18 protein-coding genes are annotated in these 16,548 nt (G+C 64.9%); 4 read left to right on the plus strand and 14 right to left on the minus strand.

The features are described 5' to 3' along the window. Positions 1-61: 61 nt before the first annotated feature. From LDH66_RS03265 to LDH66_RS03315, 11 genes are all read right to left on the minus strand, one after another. On the minus strand, positions 62-679 hold the full coding sequence (locus tag LDH66_RS03265) for a nitroreductase family protein (RefSeq protein WP_226479642.1): 618 nt from the start codon (positions 677-679) through the stop codon (positions 62-64). Positions 680-925: 246 nt separating this feature from the next. Next, on the minus strand, positions 926-1,999 hold the full coding sequence (locus tag LDH66_RS03270) for a methionine synthase (RefSeq protein ID WP_226479643.1): 1,074 nt from the start codon (positions 1,997-1,999) through the stop codon (positions 926-928). Next, positions 1,996-3,000, minus strand: coding sequence for a 5-methyltetrahydropteroyltriglutamate--homocysteine methyltransferase (locus LDH66_RS03275; RefSeq protein WP_226479644.1), 1,005 nt, complete (start codon positions 2,998-3,000; stop codon positions 1,996-1,998). The genes LDH66_RS03270 and LDH66_RS03275 overlap by 4 nt, the downstream gene beginning before the upstream one ends. A gap of 234 nt (positions 3,001-3,234) precedes the next feature. Next, positions 3,235-4,452, minus strand: coding sequence for an outer membrane protein assembly factor BamB family protein (locus LDH66_RS03280; RefSeq protein ID WP_226479645.1), 1,218 nt, complete (start codon positions 4,450-4,452; stop codon positions 3,235-3,237). Positions 4,453-4,521: 69 nt separating this feature from the next. Beyond that, entirely contained in the window at positions 4,522-5,094 is a 573-nt protein-coding gene (locus LDH66_RS03285) for a HemK2/MTQ2 family protein methyltransferase (RefSeq protein ID WP_226479646.1), read from the minus strand. Next, entirely contained in the window at positions 5,091-6,254 is a 1,164-nt protein-coding gene (locus LDH66_RS03290; protein ID WP_226479647.1) for a mechanosensitive ion channel family protein, read from the minus strand. The genes LDH66_RS03285 and LDH66_RS03290 overlap by 4 nt, the downstream gene beginning before the upstream one ends. Before the next feature lie 110 nt (positions 6,255-6,364). Then, the gene (locus LDH66_RS03295) at positions 6,365-7,204 is read right to left on the minus strand and encodes a 16S ribosomal RNA methyltransferase A (RefSeq protein WP_226479648.1); all 840 of its coding nucleotides are present in this window, start codon (positions 7,202-7,204) and stop codon (positions 6,365-6,367) included. Between the two features lie 168 nt (positions 7,205-7,372). Further along, the gene (locus LDH66_RS03300) at positions 7,373-7,969 is read right to left on the minus strand and encodes a DUF655 domain-containing protein (protein ID WP_226479649.1); all 597 of its coding nucleotides are present in this window, start codon (positions 7,967-7,969) and stop codon (positions 7,373-7,375) included. A gap of 118 nt (positions 7,970-8,087) precedes the next feature. Then, positions 8,088-8,444 (minus strand): RNA polymerase Rpb4 family protein, encoded by a 357-nt coding sequence (locus LDH66_RS03305; RefSeq protein WP_226479650.1) that lies wholly within the window; start codon positions 8,442-8,444, stop codon positions 8,088-8,090. A gap of 7 nt (positions 8,445-8,451) precedes the next feature. Further along, positions 8,452-8,760, minus strand: a complete 309-nt coding sequence (locus tag LDH66_RS03310; protein ID WP_226479651.1) for a 50S ribosomal protein L21e — start codon at positions 8,758-8,760, stop codon at positions 8,452-8,454. A gap of 281 nt (positions 8,761-9,041) precedes the next feature. Further along, the gene (locus LDH66_RS03315) at positions 9,042-10,403 is read right to left on the minus strand and encodes an MBL fold metallo-hydrolase (RefSeq protein ID WP_226479652.1); all 1,362 of its coding nucleotides are present in this window, start codon (positions 10,401-10,403) and stop codon (positions 9,042-9,044) included. 162 nt (positions 10,404-10,565) lie between these two features. Here LDH66_RS03315 and LDH66_RS03320 point away from each other — a divergent pair, with 162 nt between their 5' ends. Continuing rightward, positions 10,566-11,732 carry a cystathionine gamma-synthase gene (locus tag LDH66_RS03320; protein ID WP_226479653.1) on the plus strand — a complete coding sequence of 389 codons (1,167 nt, stop codon included), beginning with the start codon at positions 10,566-10,568 and terminating at the stop codon, positions 11,730-11,732. 61 nt (positions 11,733-11,793) lie between these two features. Here the strand turns inward: LDH66_RS03320 and LDH66_RS03325 are convergent, their stop codons facing one another. Then, positions 11,794-12,789 carry a terpene synthase family protein gene (locus tag LDH66_RS03325; RefSeq protein ID WP_226479654.1) on the minus strand — a complete coding sequence of 332 codons (996 nt, stop codon included), beginning with the start codon at positions 12,787-12,789 and terminating at the stop codon, positions 11,794-11,796. Positions 12,790-12,924: 135 nt separating this feature from the next. Between LDH66_RS03325 and LDH66_RS03330 the strand changes: the two genes are divergently transcribed. Together LDH66_RS03330 and LDH66_RS03335 are read left to right on the plus strand one after the other, a co-directional pair. Beyond that, positions 12,925-13,635 carry an MBL fold metallo-hydrolase gene (locus tag LDH66_RS03330; protein WP_226479655.1) on the plus strand — a complete coding sequence of 237 codons (711 nt, stop codon included), beginning with the start codon at positions 12,925-12,927 and terminating at the stop codon, positions 13,633-13,635. Between the two features lie 132 nt (positions 13,636-13,767). Further along, complete coding sequence (locus LDH66_RS03335; RefSeq protein WP_226479656.1) at positions 13,768-14,202, plus strand: hypothetical protein; 435 nt, start codon at positions 13,768-13,770, stop codon at positions 14,200-14,202. Positions 14,203-14,388: 186 nt separating this feature from the next. Here LDH66_RS03335 and LDH66_RS03340 read toward each other — a convergent pair whose 3' ends face one another. Continuing rightward, positions 14,389-14,655 carry an elongation factor 1-beta gene (locus tag LDH66_RS03340; RefSeq protein ID WP_006184531.1) on the minus strand — a complete coding sequence of 89 codons (267 nt, stop codon included), beginning with the start codon at positions 14,653-14,655 and terminating at the stop codon, positions 14,389-14,391. A gap of 8 nt (positions 14,656-14,663) precedes the next feature. Then, positions 14,664-14,843 (minus strand): HVO_2753 family zinc finger protein, encoded by a 180-nt coding sequence (locus tag LDH66_RS03345; RefSeq protein ID WP_006184530.1) that lies wholly within the window; start codon positions 14,841-14,843, stop codon positions 14,664-14,666. A 348-nt stretch (positions 14,844-15,191) separates the two neighbouring features. On the opposite strand from LDH66_RS03345, the gene nreA reads away from it, so the two are divergent. Next, positions 15,192-16,493 (plus strand): DNA repair protein NreA, encoded by a 1,302-nt coding sequence (gene nreA / locus LDH66_RS03350; protein ID WP_226479657.1) that lies wholly within the window; start codon positions 15,192-15,194, stop codon positions 16,491-16,493. Positions 16,494-16,548 lie beyond the last annotated feature (55 nt).

Raw genomic sequence — 16,548 nt, forward strand, 5'->3', positions numbered from 1 at the left:
GAAAAGTCGTTGAGCTTGGACTCGGGAATCCGACCGAGATAGCGGCTCGCGAGTCGGCGACTTACTCGAAGCCGCCGCGGTGGACGATCTCCTCGAGCGGCTTGCGGTCGCTCGGCCGCTCGCGTTCCCGGAGCTCTTCTGGAAGCGTTTCCGGTGGTGCGCGCTCACCGATCGCGGCCATCGCCTCGACCGCGAACTCGTCGGGGACGTCGAGTTCCTCGGCCGCGCGCTCGTAGTCGAAGCCGGCCATTCCGTGGACGGCCAGCCCGCGGCGCGCGCCCTCGAGCGCGAGGTTCTCCCAGGCCGCACCGGTGTCGAAGGAGTGGACGGGAGCCGGCTCGCCGTTGTGATCGAACGTCGTCTTCGAGACGATGACCGCGAGAACGGCCGCGTCGGTCGCCCACGCCCGGTTCCCTTCGCCCAGCAGGTCGACGAAGGTGTCCCACTCGTCGTCCTCGCGGCTCGCGTAGAGGAATCGCCAGTGTTGATTGTTGAACGCGGAGGGCGCCCAGCGGGCGGCTTCGAACAGCGGAAGGTACTCCGACTCGTCCAGCGGCTCGCCGGTCATCGCACGCGGCGACCAGCGATTGACAAACAGCGGATCGATGTCGTGGTCGGGCTCGCGGTGTGCGGCGACCTCGTCACCGAGTTCGCGTCGCGTCTCGAGAGAGTCTTGCATCGACCGTTTATTCGAACTAGACCGACGTATATATTATTGGACGAGACAGTTACCAGGTAACACTCGTGTCCGGGTCCTGTTGCTTGATTCAACAGTGTCTTCGGACGCAATATGAGTGCGAACGTCTCACACGAGATGCGAGCGCGTGCGGTCGTCGAAACGGAGATTAACAGCGAAGAGAACCCCAGATGAAATTTCGGCCGGCGAGGGAATCGGCAGCCGAACGCGGCGACGTGGCGAACCGCGTCAGTCGTCGGCGGGCGTCGGCGCACCGCGCTCGACGTCGATCTCGCCCGCGTCGAGGTCGGCCTCGACGTTCCGGGCCGCCTGCACCATGTTCGCCATCTTACCGTAGGCGACGTCGCGGGGCAGCAGCTTCACGCCGCAGTCCGGCGAGACGACGAGTTGTTCCGGCGGTACGACCTCGAGGCCCTTCTTGATGTTCGCCTCGATCTGCTCGACGGACTCGACCTCGGCGACGTGAGCGTCACAGACGCCGAGCGCGAGGTCCTTGGAGAATTCGGGATCCTTGAACACGTCCAGTTGCTCGTAGTCGCCGTTGGCGAGTTCGAGGTCGAACTCGTCGACCGGGAACTCGAGGATCTCGGGGTAGATGCGGGAGTAGTCGCCGTAACAGACGTGGAGGCCGATGCGGACCTCCTCGGGGATGTCGGCGACGATGTGCTCTAAGGCCTCGCCGACGATGGCGTGGTCGTCGGGCGTGGTCGCGAGCGCGGGCTCGTCGATCTGGATGTAGCGAGCGCCGGCGTCGACGAGCTTCTCGATCTCCTCGTTGACGAGGTCGGCGAGCTCGAGCGTGAGCTCGTCGTCGTCCTCGTAGGCCTCGTTGAACGACCAGTTCGCGAGGGTGTATGGGCCCGTGATCGGGACCTTGACCGGGCGGTCGCTCGCCTCGGCGGTGAACTCATACTCGTCGACGAGCCACGAGTCGTCGTACTCGACCTCGCTGACGACGCTGGGCTTGTCGAAGTAGTTGTGGCCCCAGACCTTGACCGGGCCGTTGAACTCGTAGCCCTCGATCCGGTGGGCGAAGAACTCGACCATCTCGTTGCGTCGCATCTCGCCGTCGACGACGACGTCGAGGCCGGCGCGTTCGTGTTCGTCCGTGATCAGGCGCGCGGCGTCGTCTTTCGCTTCCTGCCAGTTGTCCTCGTCGAAGTCCGCGTCCTCGTCCTCGTAGAGCTCCTTTGCGCGGTTGAGCCACTTGGGCTTCGGGTAGGAGCCGACGACGGTCGTCAGCAGGAAGTGGTCGGACTCGTGATCGGGCTGTCGGAACTGATCTTTGTTCTCGTTGCTCATGCTGCTTTCACCTCCGCGAGGTCCGCGGCTTCGGCGAGGACCTCGAGTTTCTCCACGTACTTGCCGTAGGGCAGGTAGAACGTTTCCGTGTTCGTCGTCAGATAGACCGTCTCGAAGTCGGTAACGCCGAGCTGGCCTTCGACCCACTCGACTCGGTCGCGGATCGCTTCGGGATCCTCGACGAGCGTGTTCTGGCCGTCAGCGAGGCCCAGTGCGACGTCGTCCGTCGCGCCGTACTCCTGAAGGTTGTAGATATTATCGTCCTGATTCGCGACGAAGTCGAAGCCGACCGCGTCGATGTCCGCGTCGAGCAGGTGCGCGTAGACCTTCTCCTCGAGCGCGCCCCAGTAGGGCTGCACGACGACGTCCGCGTCGGTCGCGCTCGCGACTCGATCGATCGCCTCGCTCGCGCGCTCGTCTTCGCCGTCTTCGGGCGCGTTCTCGACCAGCGAGGGCTCGAGTAGGAACAGCGTCTCGTGGGCGGGGAGGGCGTCGACCTCGCCCTCGAGGAACTCCGCGATCGCGCCGAGGAACTCGGCGTCGTCGCCGTAGTGCTCGTCAGTGGCGAGATCCGCGAGCGAGTACGGGCCGGGGAGGACGGCCTGCAGGTCGTCGTCCTGGGCCAGTTCGGCGGTCGCCTCGAGCTCCGACGCGACGTCGCCGGTGGGCTCGAGGTCGTCCTGGACGACCGGCTCTCGGTAGAAGTTGTTGTTGTCGTAGTAGCGAACGATCCCGCGGGTCTCGACGGCGTCGGCGACGGCCAGCGGGTGGGCGAGCATGTCGTCCCAGCGCAGTTGGCCCTCGACGATCCGGTCGAGGCCGGCGTCCTGCTGGACGCCGATCACTTCCTCGCGGGCCTCCTCGTAGGCCGCGGTGATCGCCTCGCCCTCGTCGCCGCTGATGAGGTCGTGTTTCTGGTGCCCCTTGAGGTCCGAGAGGTCGTCTTTCGCCCAGTCCGGGAGCGGATAGAGCCCCGGCGTGGTCGAAACGTACTCAGTCATCGTAGGCCGGGATAGGCTATACCGACGCTTAATATTTTCCATCCAAACTAATACATTGGAGTAATTTTTGCGGAGTTCGGCCGATTCCGGGGTCCGGTTTCGAGACGGACGTGAACACGTGCCATGTGGCGGCTACCCGAAGAATGACCGTCGGAAACGGGACCGAGACGGCTCCCCGTCGAGCAGCGAACCGACTCGAGCCGTCGCGAGACGAGACGATAGCTCTCGGCGGGCTCACTCCAGTGCCAGCAGCGCGTACGTCTCGTCGTTGACCTGCGCGACGACGTAGATCGTGCCGTCGTCGAGGACCGGGCCGGGGCCGACGCGTCCAGCGAACTCTCGCTCGAACCGGACTGCAGGGCCGCCGTCCGGACTGTCTCCCGGCGTCGGATCCAGAGCGTGGAGGCGATCGCCGCCGACGAAGACAGTGTCGCGACCGTACGCCGGTGCGGTGTGTCGCCAGTCACCGATGTCGTATTCCCAGTGCCGCTCTCCGGATTTGGTATCGACGGCCTGAAGCTCCTGCCCGTTTGCGACGAGGACGAGTCCGTCGGCCACGGCGATACCGCGGTCGGCCCAGCCGGTATCGACCCGCCAGTTGATTCCCGAGTCCGAGAGCCCAACCCCATCGTCCATCAGCGCGTACGTGGTTCCGTCTCTGCAGTTGACGTAGACCGAGTCAGTGTCCGCGCTGGGCGGCGCCGTCGGCTCGGCAGGTAGTTGCCACCGCCGTCCACCCATTCCGTCCATGCCCAGCAGATACACCATCCCGGCTTGAGTAGCAATTACGAACCAGTGTGCCATGAAGATGGCAGGGTGGTCCTGGACCTGTCCGAAGACCTCGCGGTCCCACCGGATCGTCCCGTCGGCGGGATCGAGCGCGACGACTCGTTCCCCTGCACCGCAGATGAGTTGCTCTTCAGCGCGCGTCGAGGGCACCGTCACTCGCCCGGGCGTCTCGAGTTCCCGTTCCCACAGTTGTTCGCCGGTGTCGGCCTCGAGCGCGCGAATCGCGGACCCGGTCGAAACGTAGGCGATATCGTTCCAGATCAGCGGCACTGTCCCGACGCCCTCGACCGTCCACAGTTCCGTCCCCTCGGCGGCGTCGAGGACCCGGAGTGTGTCCGCGTCGGGTTGATAGACGCGCCCGCCGGCGACGACGGGTGCCTGATTGGTGAATTGTGGAACCTCGACCCGCCAGCGCTCGGTAACACCGTCGACCGGCGCCTCGCCGTCACCGACCTCGCGGGTGTTGGCCGCGTTACAGCCGAACGTCGACCATTCGCCAGTGGCCCCGCGAGCGCTGTTCCCGGGATCCGGTAGACGGTCGACACCCGACGGCGGCGGCTCATCTGGACCTCTGAGTCGCGAGAGCTGTGAACAGCCCGCCAACGCGACGCTCACACCAGTCGCGCCGACGCTCCGCAGCAGCGTTCGTCGAGTGGAGGGCATCACCCGAAACCTCTCACCCGTTCGAAAAGAACCTTCTGATGACGTATCTCACCGCTCGAATATCGGCCGCTATCGGAGCAACTCGAGCACCGTCAGCGTCTCGAACGGGAACGACTCGTCGGCGATGGCCACGGCGCTGAACCCGTGTTCGCCGGCCTCTTCGACCACCTCGTCGACCCCCGTCAGGCTACTGACGAGCAGATAGACGACGCCGTCGGGGGCGAGCACGCGGCCGACGCGCTCGAGGAACGGATCGATGACGGCGCGGCCGTCTTCGCCACCCGACAGCGCGCGCTCCATCCAGTCGTCCCACTCGTTTTCGGGATCGGTCGGCAGATAGGGCGGATTGAACGCGACCGCGTCGAACGCCCCGTTTCGGAACGGCGAGACGAGATCGGCCCGCACCGTCTCGACGCCCTCGGCGCGGGCCTGGCGAACGGCGTATGGATTCAGATCCGACGCGATGACGCGAGCGCCCGTCTCGTCGGCGATCTGTTTGGCGACGTAGCCCGAGCCGGTCCCGACCTCGAGGACCGTCTCCGTTCCCGCGAGGCGCTCGCAGGCCGCCTCGGCCAGCAGGTGGGAGTCCTCGGCGGGCTGGTAGACGTCCGGTTCCTCGTCGCGTCGATCCTCGAGCGTCATTCGTTCTCCTCCAGTGTCGTCATGCGGTGTTCTCGCGATTCGCCGTCGGTCTCTCCGGACGTCGTCGTTCCCTCGTCGGCGATCCGGAACCCGCCGGTCTCGGCCCGGCCGGAGAGTTCGCGCTGCGGGAACGGGATTTTGATGTCTTCGGCCTCGAAGGCCCGCTTGATCGCATTGATCGCGGCCGTTCGGGCCCGCCAGTAGCGTCTGGCGCTCGGTTTGTCGATCCAGAACCGCACGCCGAGCAGGACCGCCGAGTCGCCGAAGGACTTGCCGACCACCTGCGGCGACGGCGCGGACAGCACCTCGTCGATGTCGTCGAGTGCGCTCTCCGCGAGGTCCGCGGCGCGTTCGACGTCGGTCCCGTAGTCGACGCCGACCTCGATCTCGAGGCGCAGACGACCCCGCTTCGAGCGATTCGTCACCATGCTCGAGGCGATGACGTCGTTGGGGATCATGATGTACTCACCGTCGAACGATCGGATACGCGTGTTGACGATCGAGATATCGGTGACGATCCCCTCGTCGTCCTCGATCTCGATCCAGTCGCCGATCTCGAAGGGGCGGGCGAACATCAGGACGAACCCCGCGAGCACGGTTCCGAGCGTCTGCCTGGCGGCCATCCCGAGGACGATCCCGAGGAAGCCGGCCCCGACGAGCAGGCTGCCGAGGTCTTCGATCCAGATGCCCAAGATGACGACGAGCGAGACCGACCAGATGATGACCTGCGAGAGGCGGTGAGTGACCTGTCGCTGGTGTTCGGTGACGGCCGCCGTCGAGTCCATCACCTCCTCGATCACTCGGCGGACGAACCGCGTCACGATGACCGTCAGCACGAGCAAGAGGAACGAGAAGACCGCGCGCGGAACGGTGTTCCCGCTGGGATCGAGCCCCACATAGAACTGCTGTATCTCGTCGGTTCGGCCCCACACGCCAGTGACGACGGCGGCACTGACCGTACACGCGCCGATGAGCAGGGTCATCGAAACGACGTCGGCGTACAGCGGCCTCGCCCGATCGGCCGTCCACGCGTGAACCCGCCGATAGGCGAGCAACACGGCGACGACGAGTCCGACCGCGACGAACGACACCGCGAGTTTCAGTGGCGTCGTCGGAAACAGCTCCGACAGCCAGTTGAGCCGCGTCAGGAATCCGAGCATGCGTTCGTCTCTCCGACCAGTCGTCCGCGCAGCTTTGAGTATCCGTTGGTTGGGTTGGTCGCCGCAGCGCCCCCGCGTAACTCGAGCGGCCGACCCGCCGGCGGTCGCGATCAGCCGTCGGTGGGCTCGCCGACGTCTCTCGCGAGCTGGGCCAGCGCGGCGAACTCGGCCGGAGCCATCGCACCGGCCCGCTTTCGGAGGACGTCCTCGTCCGCCGCGTCGACGACGGCTTCCGGCGCTTCGAGCCCGGAAATGTGGGCCGTGTTCCGGATCGCGTTGCGGATCGTTTTCCGGCGCTGGGTGAACAGCGCCTTGACGAATCGCAGGAAGAACTCCTCGTTCTCGACCGCGTAATCGGGGTCGCGCGGAATCGCTCGAACCACTGCGCTCTGGACCGCCGGCGGCGGCGAGAACGCCTCCTTCGGAATCGACTCGACGAGTTCGACGTCCGCGTAGTGCTGACTCGAGACCGAGAGCCGACCGTACTCCGAGGTGTTCGGCTCGGCGACCATCCGCTCTGCGAACTCCTGTTGGAACATCAAGACGAGCGGCTTCTTCTCGGGAAAGAGTCGAAAGGCGATCTCGCTCGAGACGCCGTAGGGGAGGTTCGACACCGACGCCGTAAAATCGGGCAGTTCGACCTCGAGCGCGTCGCCCTCGATGACGGTCAGCTCTCCGGCCTCGATCTCGTCCGCGAACTCCTCGCGCAGGAACGCGGCGAGTTCGCGGTCGCGCTCGACGACGGTGACCTCGTCGCCGACCGCCAACAGTCGGTCCGTCAGCGCTCCCGTTCCGCCGCCGATCTCGAGGAGGTGGCTCGTATCGGCGTCGATTTCCTCGAGGTAGGTCGGCAGGCGGTCCAGCACGCGGTCGTCGACGAGGAAGTGCTGGTCGCGGTCCGGATCGCCGCGGACGCCGGCCCGGGCGATCAGTCCGTCTGGATCTCTCATTGCCGGCGCTTCGGCTGGGGACGGTGTAAACGCACCGTCTCGCGGGTCCGTTTCGCTTCGGTTCCCGCTCTCGACGGTCGCCCGAATAGTTTAAGAAGGATACACGAAGAAGCTCGCTCTCAGTGACCGGAACGCGGAAAACTCGCGACGACACCCGAGTGAGCCGCGCTACTGATTCTGTTCCTGCTCCCGTCGACCCACGAACGTCTGATACTTCAGGTCGTCGTCGCGCAGTTCCTCGAGGATGCGGTCGACGATGATTTCGTCGGGGTCGTGGAGCCCGGAGACGCGTTCGGACAGTTCCTCGAAGCTCTCGAAGGGTTTGCGCTTTCGCTCGTCCAAGATGCCGTTGCGGAGCTTCTTGCCGATCCCCGGCAGCAGGTTCAGCTGGTGGAGACGCAGCGTGATCGGCTGGGCGTCGTTGTAGAAGTCGACGAACCGCTCTTCGTTCTCCTCGACGAGGTCGGCGACGACGTACTCGAGTTCCGACTGAGCGCCCGAGGAGAGGTCCTCGTACTCGACGCGGTGACACTCGGTAACGATATCGCGTTCGGCCGGCGGTTCGACGACGACCTCGCTGCCGATCGTGAGCCGCTCGTCCTCGTCGAACGCGACCTGATAGAGTTGGAAGTCCTCGATCCCGACAGCGTAGCCTGCCGGTGACTTCGCGTACTGCGGTCGGCCGTCGTCCGACAGCCCGTGTGCGAGATAGTCCAACACGACCGCGCGCCGAACGTCCGTCTCGTCGCCATCGGCTTCGCTCATTGGTTTACACTACGACGACGGCGTACTTAAAGAGTCGGCTCGCTTTCAGGCGACCGGACATCGAAGGGTTTCGGCGATCCGCCCTCGAGACGCCGACCGGCTTCGACGGGCGATCGTCTCAGGCGTACTTGGCGACGACGTTGAGAATCTCGTCGAGTTCGTCCCCCGACAGCGAGTACCGCTGCTGTGCGTAGACCGACCGGAGTTCGTCTCGATCCTGGGGCAGCAGGTTGGCGATCTTGTAGGCCGTCGGCTCGTCGACCTTCTCGATGTCCTGCAGGTCGTCGACGAGCGCCTGGGCCTCCTCAGGCTCGAGGACGGCGAATCGGTTCGCGTGTTCGATCGCTCGCGCGAGCTCGTAGCGCAGCTCGCGATCCTCGTCCATCGCGCGTTCGGCTTCGATGTCGGCGAGCAGCTCCTTCGTCTCCGAGACCGTCAGGAACTCCTCGTCGACGATCTCTTTGAAGATCGTCATCCTGCGGTTAGATCCGGCTCTTTTCCTGATTCTGTGCGCGCATGTGGGCGGCGGTCACGAGCAGCGTTTTCTCCTTGCCGCCGTCGACGATCTCGACCTTGAAGGCGTCGCCCTGTTTGCCGACGACTTCGCCGGTGTGACCGTCGAATCGCGGGTGGAAGCGACCGTCCGGAATGCTCGGGTCGATCTTCAGATGGACTTTCTCACCCTCCTCGTACTCCTGAATCGCACGCTGTGGCGGCGAGGTGCCGCGGTCTCGAGGATCGTTTGCGAGCTTTCTCCGGGTTCCCTGACGAGGGCCATTAGATTTCGGCATAGTCGTACGACCGCTTTGTCCGGTGACGGTTATAAAACACACGTATTCCACGCACCGTTTCCGCCTCGGGAGGTGCGTACTTCGTTCGCACACCGCTCGGAGGGAAAATCTGCACCGAAAATCGGACGAGCGGAGCGCTTCCGAGCCCTCGGTCACGAGGGAGACCGCGCTCGCTTCGCTCGCGCGGGACGACCGCTCGAAGACAGGGGAGTGTCTCGACGAATCGTTCGATGACGGCCTACGAGAGAGAGAGAGAGAGACGGTTCTCGGTCCCGGGCTGCTTACGCGTGCAGGAAACTCATCGCGTAGAACAGCGACCGTTCGTAGACGTCCGGTTCGATCGAAAAGCGGAGATGGGAGCCGATGTAGGCGTTGTTGAAATGGCCGTATCGCGGTCCCTTCAGGATTCGCAGCGTCAGCCGCGGGTCCATCTCCAGACGAACTCGCCGCCTGTCGGTTCGCTCCGGCAGCCCATCGACGATCTCGTGTCCGCCGCCGTCGGCCGTAAATCGCAGGTAGCGGTCGTCGACCAGCGAGAGGAGGACTTCGGTCTCCGACTCGAACCCGATCCCGCGGCGCTTCGCGTCGAAGTTCTCGTAGGCCGCCGGCACGTACTCGCGGAAGTCCGCGAGCGTCGGTATCGGATCCGACTCGTAGGTGAACTCCCGGTCGGCCAGTTCGGTCTCGATGTACGCTCGGCGTTCGTCGGGGTCGACGGGATCGTAGGGAGCGGACTGCTCGCCGGCGGCGACGTCGAACCAGTCGCCGCTATTGAGGAGAACGCACTCGGCGTCGTCGTCGACCCGCTCCTCGTCCGCGAAGTAGTCTCGCGCCTGCGTTCGCGTCGACCGGGCGACGTACTCGTTCAGGTCCGCGAGATCGCCGGCGAGCGTGTAACTCCCCGCGAAGGGCATGTAGTACTCGGGCTCGAGCAGTTCGAGGAATCCGACAGCGTTCTCCAGCGACTGGAGCCGGCGATCCTCGCGTTCCGCGAGCAGTTTCTCGTGAGAGTAGTCGATCCGCCCCTGCGGGTAGCCGCCGGCGAAGGTGTACTGCAGCATCGCGAGGTCGATCTCGCCGTACTGCTGCTTCACGCGGCCGGCAGCGTGTCGAGACATCGGCCAGCGGCAGTCGTTCAGGTTGAGCACGGTGTGCTCGCCGTCATCGAAGACCGCCATGGAGTCGATCTGCGTCGAGCCGTCGAACCCCTGCGTGCTGGCGTCTTCGGCCATCCACGGACAGGCGAAGTGATTGCCACAGACCTCGGGATCGCAGTCGTCCGACGCGAGCACGTTCACGTGCAGGTCGCCGCCGAGGTGAATCCGCTCGTCGTGAGGGAGTTCGCGGACGTCGAACCCGGCGGCCTCGATATTGTGTCTGAGGAAGTCCCAGTTGTAATCGTGTATTAGGACCGGAATATCGGAGTCGAGCCGCTCGAGCGTATCCCGATGGCAGTGATCCGGATGGATATGCGAGATATAGACGTAGTCGACGTCGTCGAACTCTTCGGGCTCGAGTTCGACCGGCGGGTAGTGGGCCCAGGCACCGTAGAACGCACCGTCGAGGATCCAGGGATCACAGAGGATCGACGTGTCTCCCGATTCGACGAGGGCCGTTGACGACTTGACGTGTCGGACGCGCATACGGACAGAAATGATAATCTGCCAAATATAATCTCTCGAGAGTTACACAGCGTGAGAACTATCACTTATCGAGAACGCAGGGTTCGGAGTTCGATCGGTGGGGCTGTCGATGACCCGCCCATCGGAGCAAGAGTAACCCCGCTCGGTCCCCTTGGGGACGGTATGGACGACGACTCCGACCGCCGGATCGAGACCAGATCGATTCATGCCGGTCAAGACCCCGATCCCGAGACCGGCGCGCTGATGACGCCGATCCACGCCAACTCGACCTACGAACAGGACGCGCCGGGCGACCACCGCGGCTACGAGTACTCCCGCACCGGTAACCCGACCCGGACGGACCTCGAGGCGAACCTCGCGAGCCTCGAGAACGCCGATCACGGTCGCGCCTTCGCCAGCGGGATGGCCTCGATCAACACCGTGCTCAACCTGTTAGAAGCCGGCGACCACGTCGTCACGGGCAACGACGTCTACGGCGGCACCCACCGCATCTTCACGCAGGTCTACGAGGACTACGACGTCGACTTTTCCTTCGTCGATATGACCGACCTCGACGAGATCGAGGCGGCGTTCCGCGAGGAGACGGCGCTGCTCTGGCTCGAGACCCCGACCAACCCGCTCATGTCGATCGTCGACATCGCAGGTGCGGCCGACATCGCCCACGCGCACGACGCGCTGTGTGCGATCGACAACACGTTTGCGACGCCGTACCTCCAGCGGCCGCTCGATCTGGGCGCGGACATCGTCTCGCACTCGCTGACCAAGTACCTCGGTGGCCACTCGGACGTGGTCGGCGGCGCTCTCCTGACGAACGACGCGGAACTGGACGAGCGGCTCGGCTTCTACCAGAACTCCGTCGGTGCGACGCCCGGTCCCTTCGAATCATTCCTCGTCCTCCGGGGCACCAAGACGCTGCCCGTCCGGATGGATCGCCACTGCGAGAACGCCCGCGCCGTCGCCGACTTCCTCGACGATCACCCCGACGTCGAACGGGTCTACTACCCGGGCCTCGAGTCCCATCCCGGCCACGAGATCGCCGCCGAGCAGATGGACGACTTCGGCGGCATGCTGAGCTTCGAACTCGACGCGAGCTTGGAGGAAGCGAGCGAGGTCGTCTCGAACACCGAGGTGTTCACGCTCGCGGAGAGCCTCGGCGGCGTCGAGAGCCTGATCGAACAGCCCGCGCCGATGACCCACGCCGCGATTCCCCGCGAGGAGCGTATCGAAGCCGGGCTCTCGGACAGCCTGATCCGGGCGAGCGTCGGCATCGAGCACGTCGACGACCTGATCGACGACCTCGAGGGGGCGATCGACGCCGCGCTCGCGTAGGCGACTCGGCGACGCCGCACCTGCGTAACCGACGCGAGCGACGCCACACTGTCGGACGTCCTTACGCCGACGGCCGCCGTGCGAGTTGCGAGCGGAAGATCGGCTCGAACCCCTCGAGGTAGGTTCCGACGTCGAGCGAGTCGACCTCGTCGCAGTAGTCAGTAGCGGCCTCGTACTCCCGACACCACTGGTCGACGAACTCGGCTTCGATCCCGGAGTCGCGAATCCGGCCGACCACCGGGTCGACGGTCGCGTCGGTCGGCTCTGCTCGGATCGCTCGGAGTTCTTCGTGGGAAACGACCCCCGAGTCGAGGGCACGAATCACGACGCCCGAACTGTAATCGCCTTCGGCGAGTTCCCGCTCCCAGGTGGCGATCCAGTTGCCGATCCGCGCCATCCGCTGACCGTGAGTGACGACCGTCCGAACGGTCGAGAGCTCCCGGGGCTCGAACGCGAGGCCGTTCGCGAGGTCGATATCGGCGAACGGGAAGAGCATCATGTTGTAGACGTCGTACGTCCGGAGTTCCCGTTCGCCCGCGAGGCCGGGGTACTGGGCCAGCAGTGCCGAGTAGTCGACCGACTGCAGCGCTTGCCGGACGTCGAACCGGAACAGGTCCGCGAACTCGTCTGCGCGCGGACTCGCCGCGTAACACGCCAGCAGCGCGTCCCAGAGTTCCTGCTGGAATCGAACGTACGTCCCGTCGACGCCCTTTCGAGTCGGATCGGCGGGTCTGGAATCGAACGGAACCAACAGCAGTTCCTCGAGAGTCGTCCGGTCGCCGTGGCGCTCGGCGACATCGTCGATGACGGTGATGAACATCGTGGCGAGTACTTTCGCGTCGCGGACGCGCTGTCCGTACCCGTCGTCGACACATGACAGTCTGAATTCGGGTTCGACCGTGTCGAACCACCGCCACGTCGTTCGGCTCCGGTCCCCGATCAGTTCGTCGTATGCGTCGGCGAGCGGTCGAACCGTTTCCGAGAGCGTCCGTTGGGGCGCATGCGAGAACGGATCCGTCTCGACTTCGAGCGTGGGATACGTCGGTTTGGCATTCATTACCCATAATTTGAGTTAGAAAGTAAAAGAGTTTCGCCAATCGTCCTCATAGATTAGTTATAGCTATCGAGTGCAGTGGGATCGGAACGAAACCGGACGAATACTCCTTTTGTGATGAGCGTGAACGACTCGAGTATGTCGGCAGACGATGGCGAACACGATACAGGCGTACACGTGCTCCCGATCACGGTCGAATACGGCGACCGGCAGATCACGATCACTCCGACGCTCGTCGAAACTGAACGCGGTCTGATCCTGATCGACGCCGGTCCCCAGGGTTCCCTCGAGGGCGTTCGAACCCATCTGCGATCGCTAGGGTACGAACTCACCGATATCTGGCTCGTCCTCCTGACTCACCACGACGCGGACCACGCCGGTGGCCTCGCGGACCTGCTCGAGCGAGTCGATGCGGTCGTCGCGACCCACCGCGACGAAGCGCCGTACATTTCGGGCGAATCGGAGCCGATCAAGGGCGACGGCGATCGGTATCCGCCCGTCGACGTCGATATCGAGCTGGCGGACGGGGTCCGGCTCCCGACGCTCGCTGGGCCGATGGAAGTGGTCGCGACGCCCGGCCACGCGCCCGGACACGTCTCGCTGTACCTCCCGGACGGGAACCTGCTCCTCGCCGGCGACGCGCTCGTCGCGGACGGCGGTGAGGGAACCGACGGTGAGGAACCGCTCGCCGGCCCGAAGCCGCAGTTCACACCGGAGATGGATCGCGCGATCGAGTCCGTCGGGACGCTGGCGGCCCTCGAAGTCGATCACACCGTCTGCTATCACGGCGGCTACGTAGACCACGGAAGCGACCGGATTCGAGAGATTTACGACCGGCTCCGGGAGTGAGTCGCGGGCTCGAGAGACGGTGCCAGCAACCGATCTGTGCGCCACGCGACGACTCGCCATGCGAACACGAGAGCGGAGTGGAAACGGACGGAAGCGGAATTCTCATCGGTGTCCGGCACTAACCGACGCACAATGCGACTCGAACTCCGCGTCTGTCAGCACTGCCTCGACGGCGATCACGGCAACGAGAAGCGGACCGCTCTTCTCAACGACATGGTCGACTGCGCCGAACAGATCCAGGAGTACAAGGAAGTCATCGACCTCGACGAGGTCCATATCCGCAAAGTCAGGGACGACGAGCCGGGGAAGCCGGCGGCGCTGCCGGTCGTCTCCGCGACGATTCAGAACGATCAGGTCGTCCTGAACGATACCCAGCTCGTCGCGGAGGGCAAGGACGGGAACATGCTAGTCTACACCAACCCCGACGACGTACTGACGGTGCTCGCGGGGAACTTAGACGAAATCAGTAAGGCCGTCACCGCGGACGTGACCGTCGATCTCTCCTCGGTTGGAGCGGAGATCGTCTCGCAGGCCGATCTGGGTGCGAACCGAGATCGCGACCAATAAGACGGAGACGATCCGCGCGAGTCTCCCGTCGCCCTCGAAACCACCGAGCCGCGGCCCCGCGGTTACAGTTCTCGAGCGCCAGCACTGCCCGCTCACCGGAGGTAATTCGCGGTGGGCGACGTTTCCGCACACGCAGAGACGGATCTATCGAACCAGTGAACGGCGAAAATACGCAAAAACGGCCGGTTAGATGCGGCCGACGTTCTCGACGCCGACGCTTTCGACGCCCTCGACGTCCGCGAAGCTCTCCTCGACGGTTTCCGTGCCGCCGGATCCGTCGGGAACGATCACGGTCGGGTAGAGCGCGACGAGACCGAACGCGACTTCGTCACGTTCGACGCCGTTGATCTTCGCGCCCTCGGGGAGGGCGCTCTCGAGGCGCTCTTGGAGCGCGTCGAGGTCGATATCGGGGCTGTCCGGCATGACCTTGATTTTGGCAGCGACTTTTCCCATGGGAGACGTTATGGTCCGGTGAATCCGCAGTCGGGACACTCGTAGAGGTTGCTCTGCTTGCGACACTTGGCACAGCGGTAGATCTGCTGGCCGCAGTCGGGACACTTGAACGCAGCGGCGTTGGTGCCCGCGATGTTGAGCCCGCAGGAGACGCAGGAGCGCGTCTCTCGGTCGTCGGTCGTACTCATACCCCTCCCTTCCCGCCCGCCGTTTTTAACTCTTTTCAAGGCAGGGCCGCCCCTGACAGGGAATACCGTGGCTCGCGGAAGTGGGCGTCCGGGGTTCGACATTCGAGAGGACGACCGCAACGCGAGACGAGTCCGTCAGCCGCCGGTTCCGAGCGGAGTTTCCGAGTCTGAAAACGCCCTTGCGGGTACTTTACGGATCGGCGAGAAGCCTCGAGTGAGGTTCGGGGGCCCGACGGCCGACGAACCTCTGCCTCTGACATCTTCCGGGTCGCTGACAGTCACCATTCTGGACAGCGACCGGATTTCGGAACTCAACATTCAACACCGTGCCGTCCCTACGTCGAGTGAATGCGCCTCGACGACTACATCGAGGACTTAGAGCCCGACGAGGAGGCCGAGCGTCGCCGCCTCGCCAAGGAGAAGTCCTACGCGATCACGGACCACCTCGAGGAGTTCGAACGGAAGTTCGACGACGCGCTGAGCGGCGATACCCTCGTCGGCTCGACCTCGCCGTCGATCTTCGTCGGCCGGTCGAACTATCCGGACATCCCCGTCGGACTGCTCTCTCCGGTTGGCGACGAGGACGCCGCCGAGGAGTACGTCACCGACGGCGACTGGTACCAGCAGGGGTACGCCATCGACGACGTGCTCCAGCGCCGGACCGGGCTCCTGAACTCGAGCAAGCGCGCGAACGTGGACTCGCCGTCCATCGCGAGTCGGATGACGCCGAACGTCGACGACGTCTGGGACGGCTTCGTCGGCGTCCAGCGCGAGGTCGCCATCGCCGACCGGCCGGTCGACCTCGAGATCGGACTCGACGACAAACCCGACCTCGGACTGGACGCGGGCACGGACGTGGCGACGCCGCGCGGTCCGCGCGCGAACGCCCGGAACGCGGATCTCACCGAGAACCCTCACGTCCCGCGGCCGGTCAAGAAGACCTTAGAGGACGACGACTGGCAGGCCGAGGGGGCGATGACCTACCTCTACCGGCGCGGGTTCGACGTCTACGAAATCAATTCGATCCTCTCGGCGGGCGCGCTCGGCCAGACGAAACAGCGTCGACTGGTTCCGACACGCTGGTCGATCACGGCCGTCGACGACACCGTCGGGAAGTTCCTCCGCGGGCGCATCCGGAACGCGCCCAGCATCGACGAGGTGCAGGTCTGGGCCAACGAGTACGTCGGCAACCGCTACTGGATCGTCCTCGCGCCGGGCAACTGGGAGTTCGAACTCGTCGAGATGAAAGCTCCCGGCAGCATCTGGAACCCGGACCCCGGGGACAACCTCTGGATGGCCAGCGCCTCGGAGGGGTACGAGGGCCGCTCGAGTTACGTCGAGGAGACCGCGGGGGCCTACTACGCCGCCCGACTGGGCGTCCTCGAGTACCTCGAGTCGATCGGCAGGCAAGCGAAGTGTCTCGTCCTGCGGGAGGTGTCGGACGACTACTGGGCCCCGGTCGGCGTCTGGCAGGTCCGCGAGAGCGTTCGCAACGCCTTCGACGGGCAGTACGGTGAGGCGGAAACCTTCCACGAAGCGGTTTCCGAGGTCGCGACACAGCTGCCGGTCTCCCACGCGCGACTCCGACGCAAGTCCGAACTCGCGGCCGGATTGCAGTCCAATCTGAGCGCCTTCTCTTCGCTGGACTGATTCGAGACGGTCGGCCACTGTCGCAGCGACGGACGGCCAGCGGCGCTTCGGCCGG

The sequence above is a fragment of the Natrinema amylolyticum genome (genome assembly GCF_020515625.1).
Taxonomy (GTDB): Archaea; Halobacteriota; Halobacteria; order Halobacteriales; family Natrialbaceae; genus Natrinema; species Natrinema amylolyticum.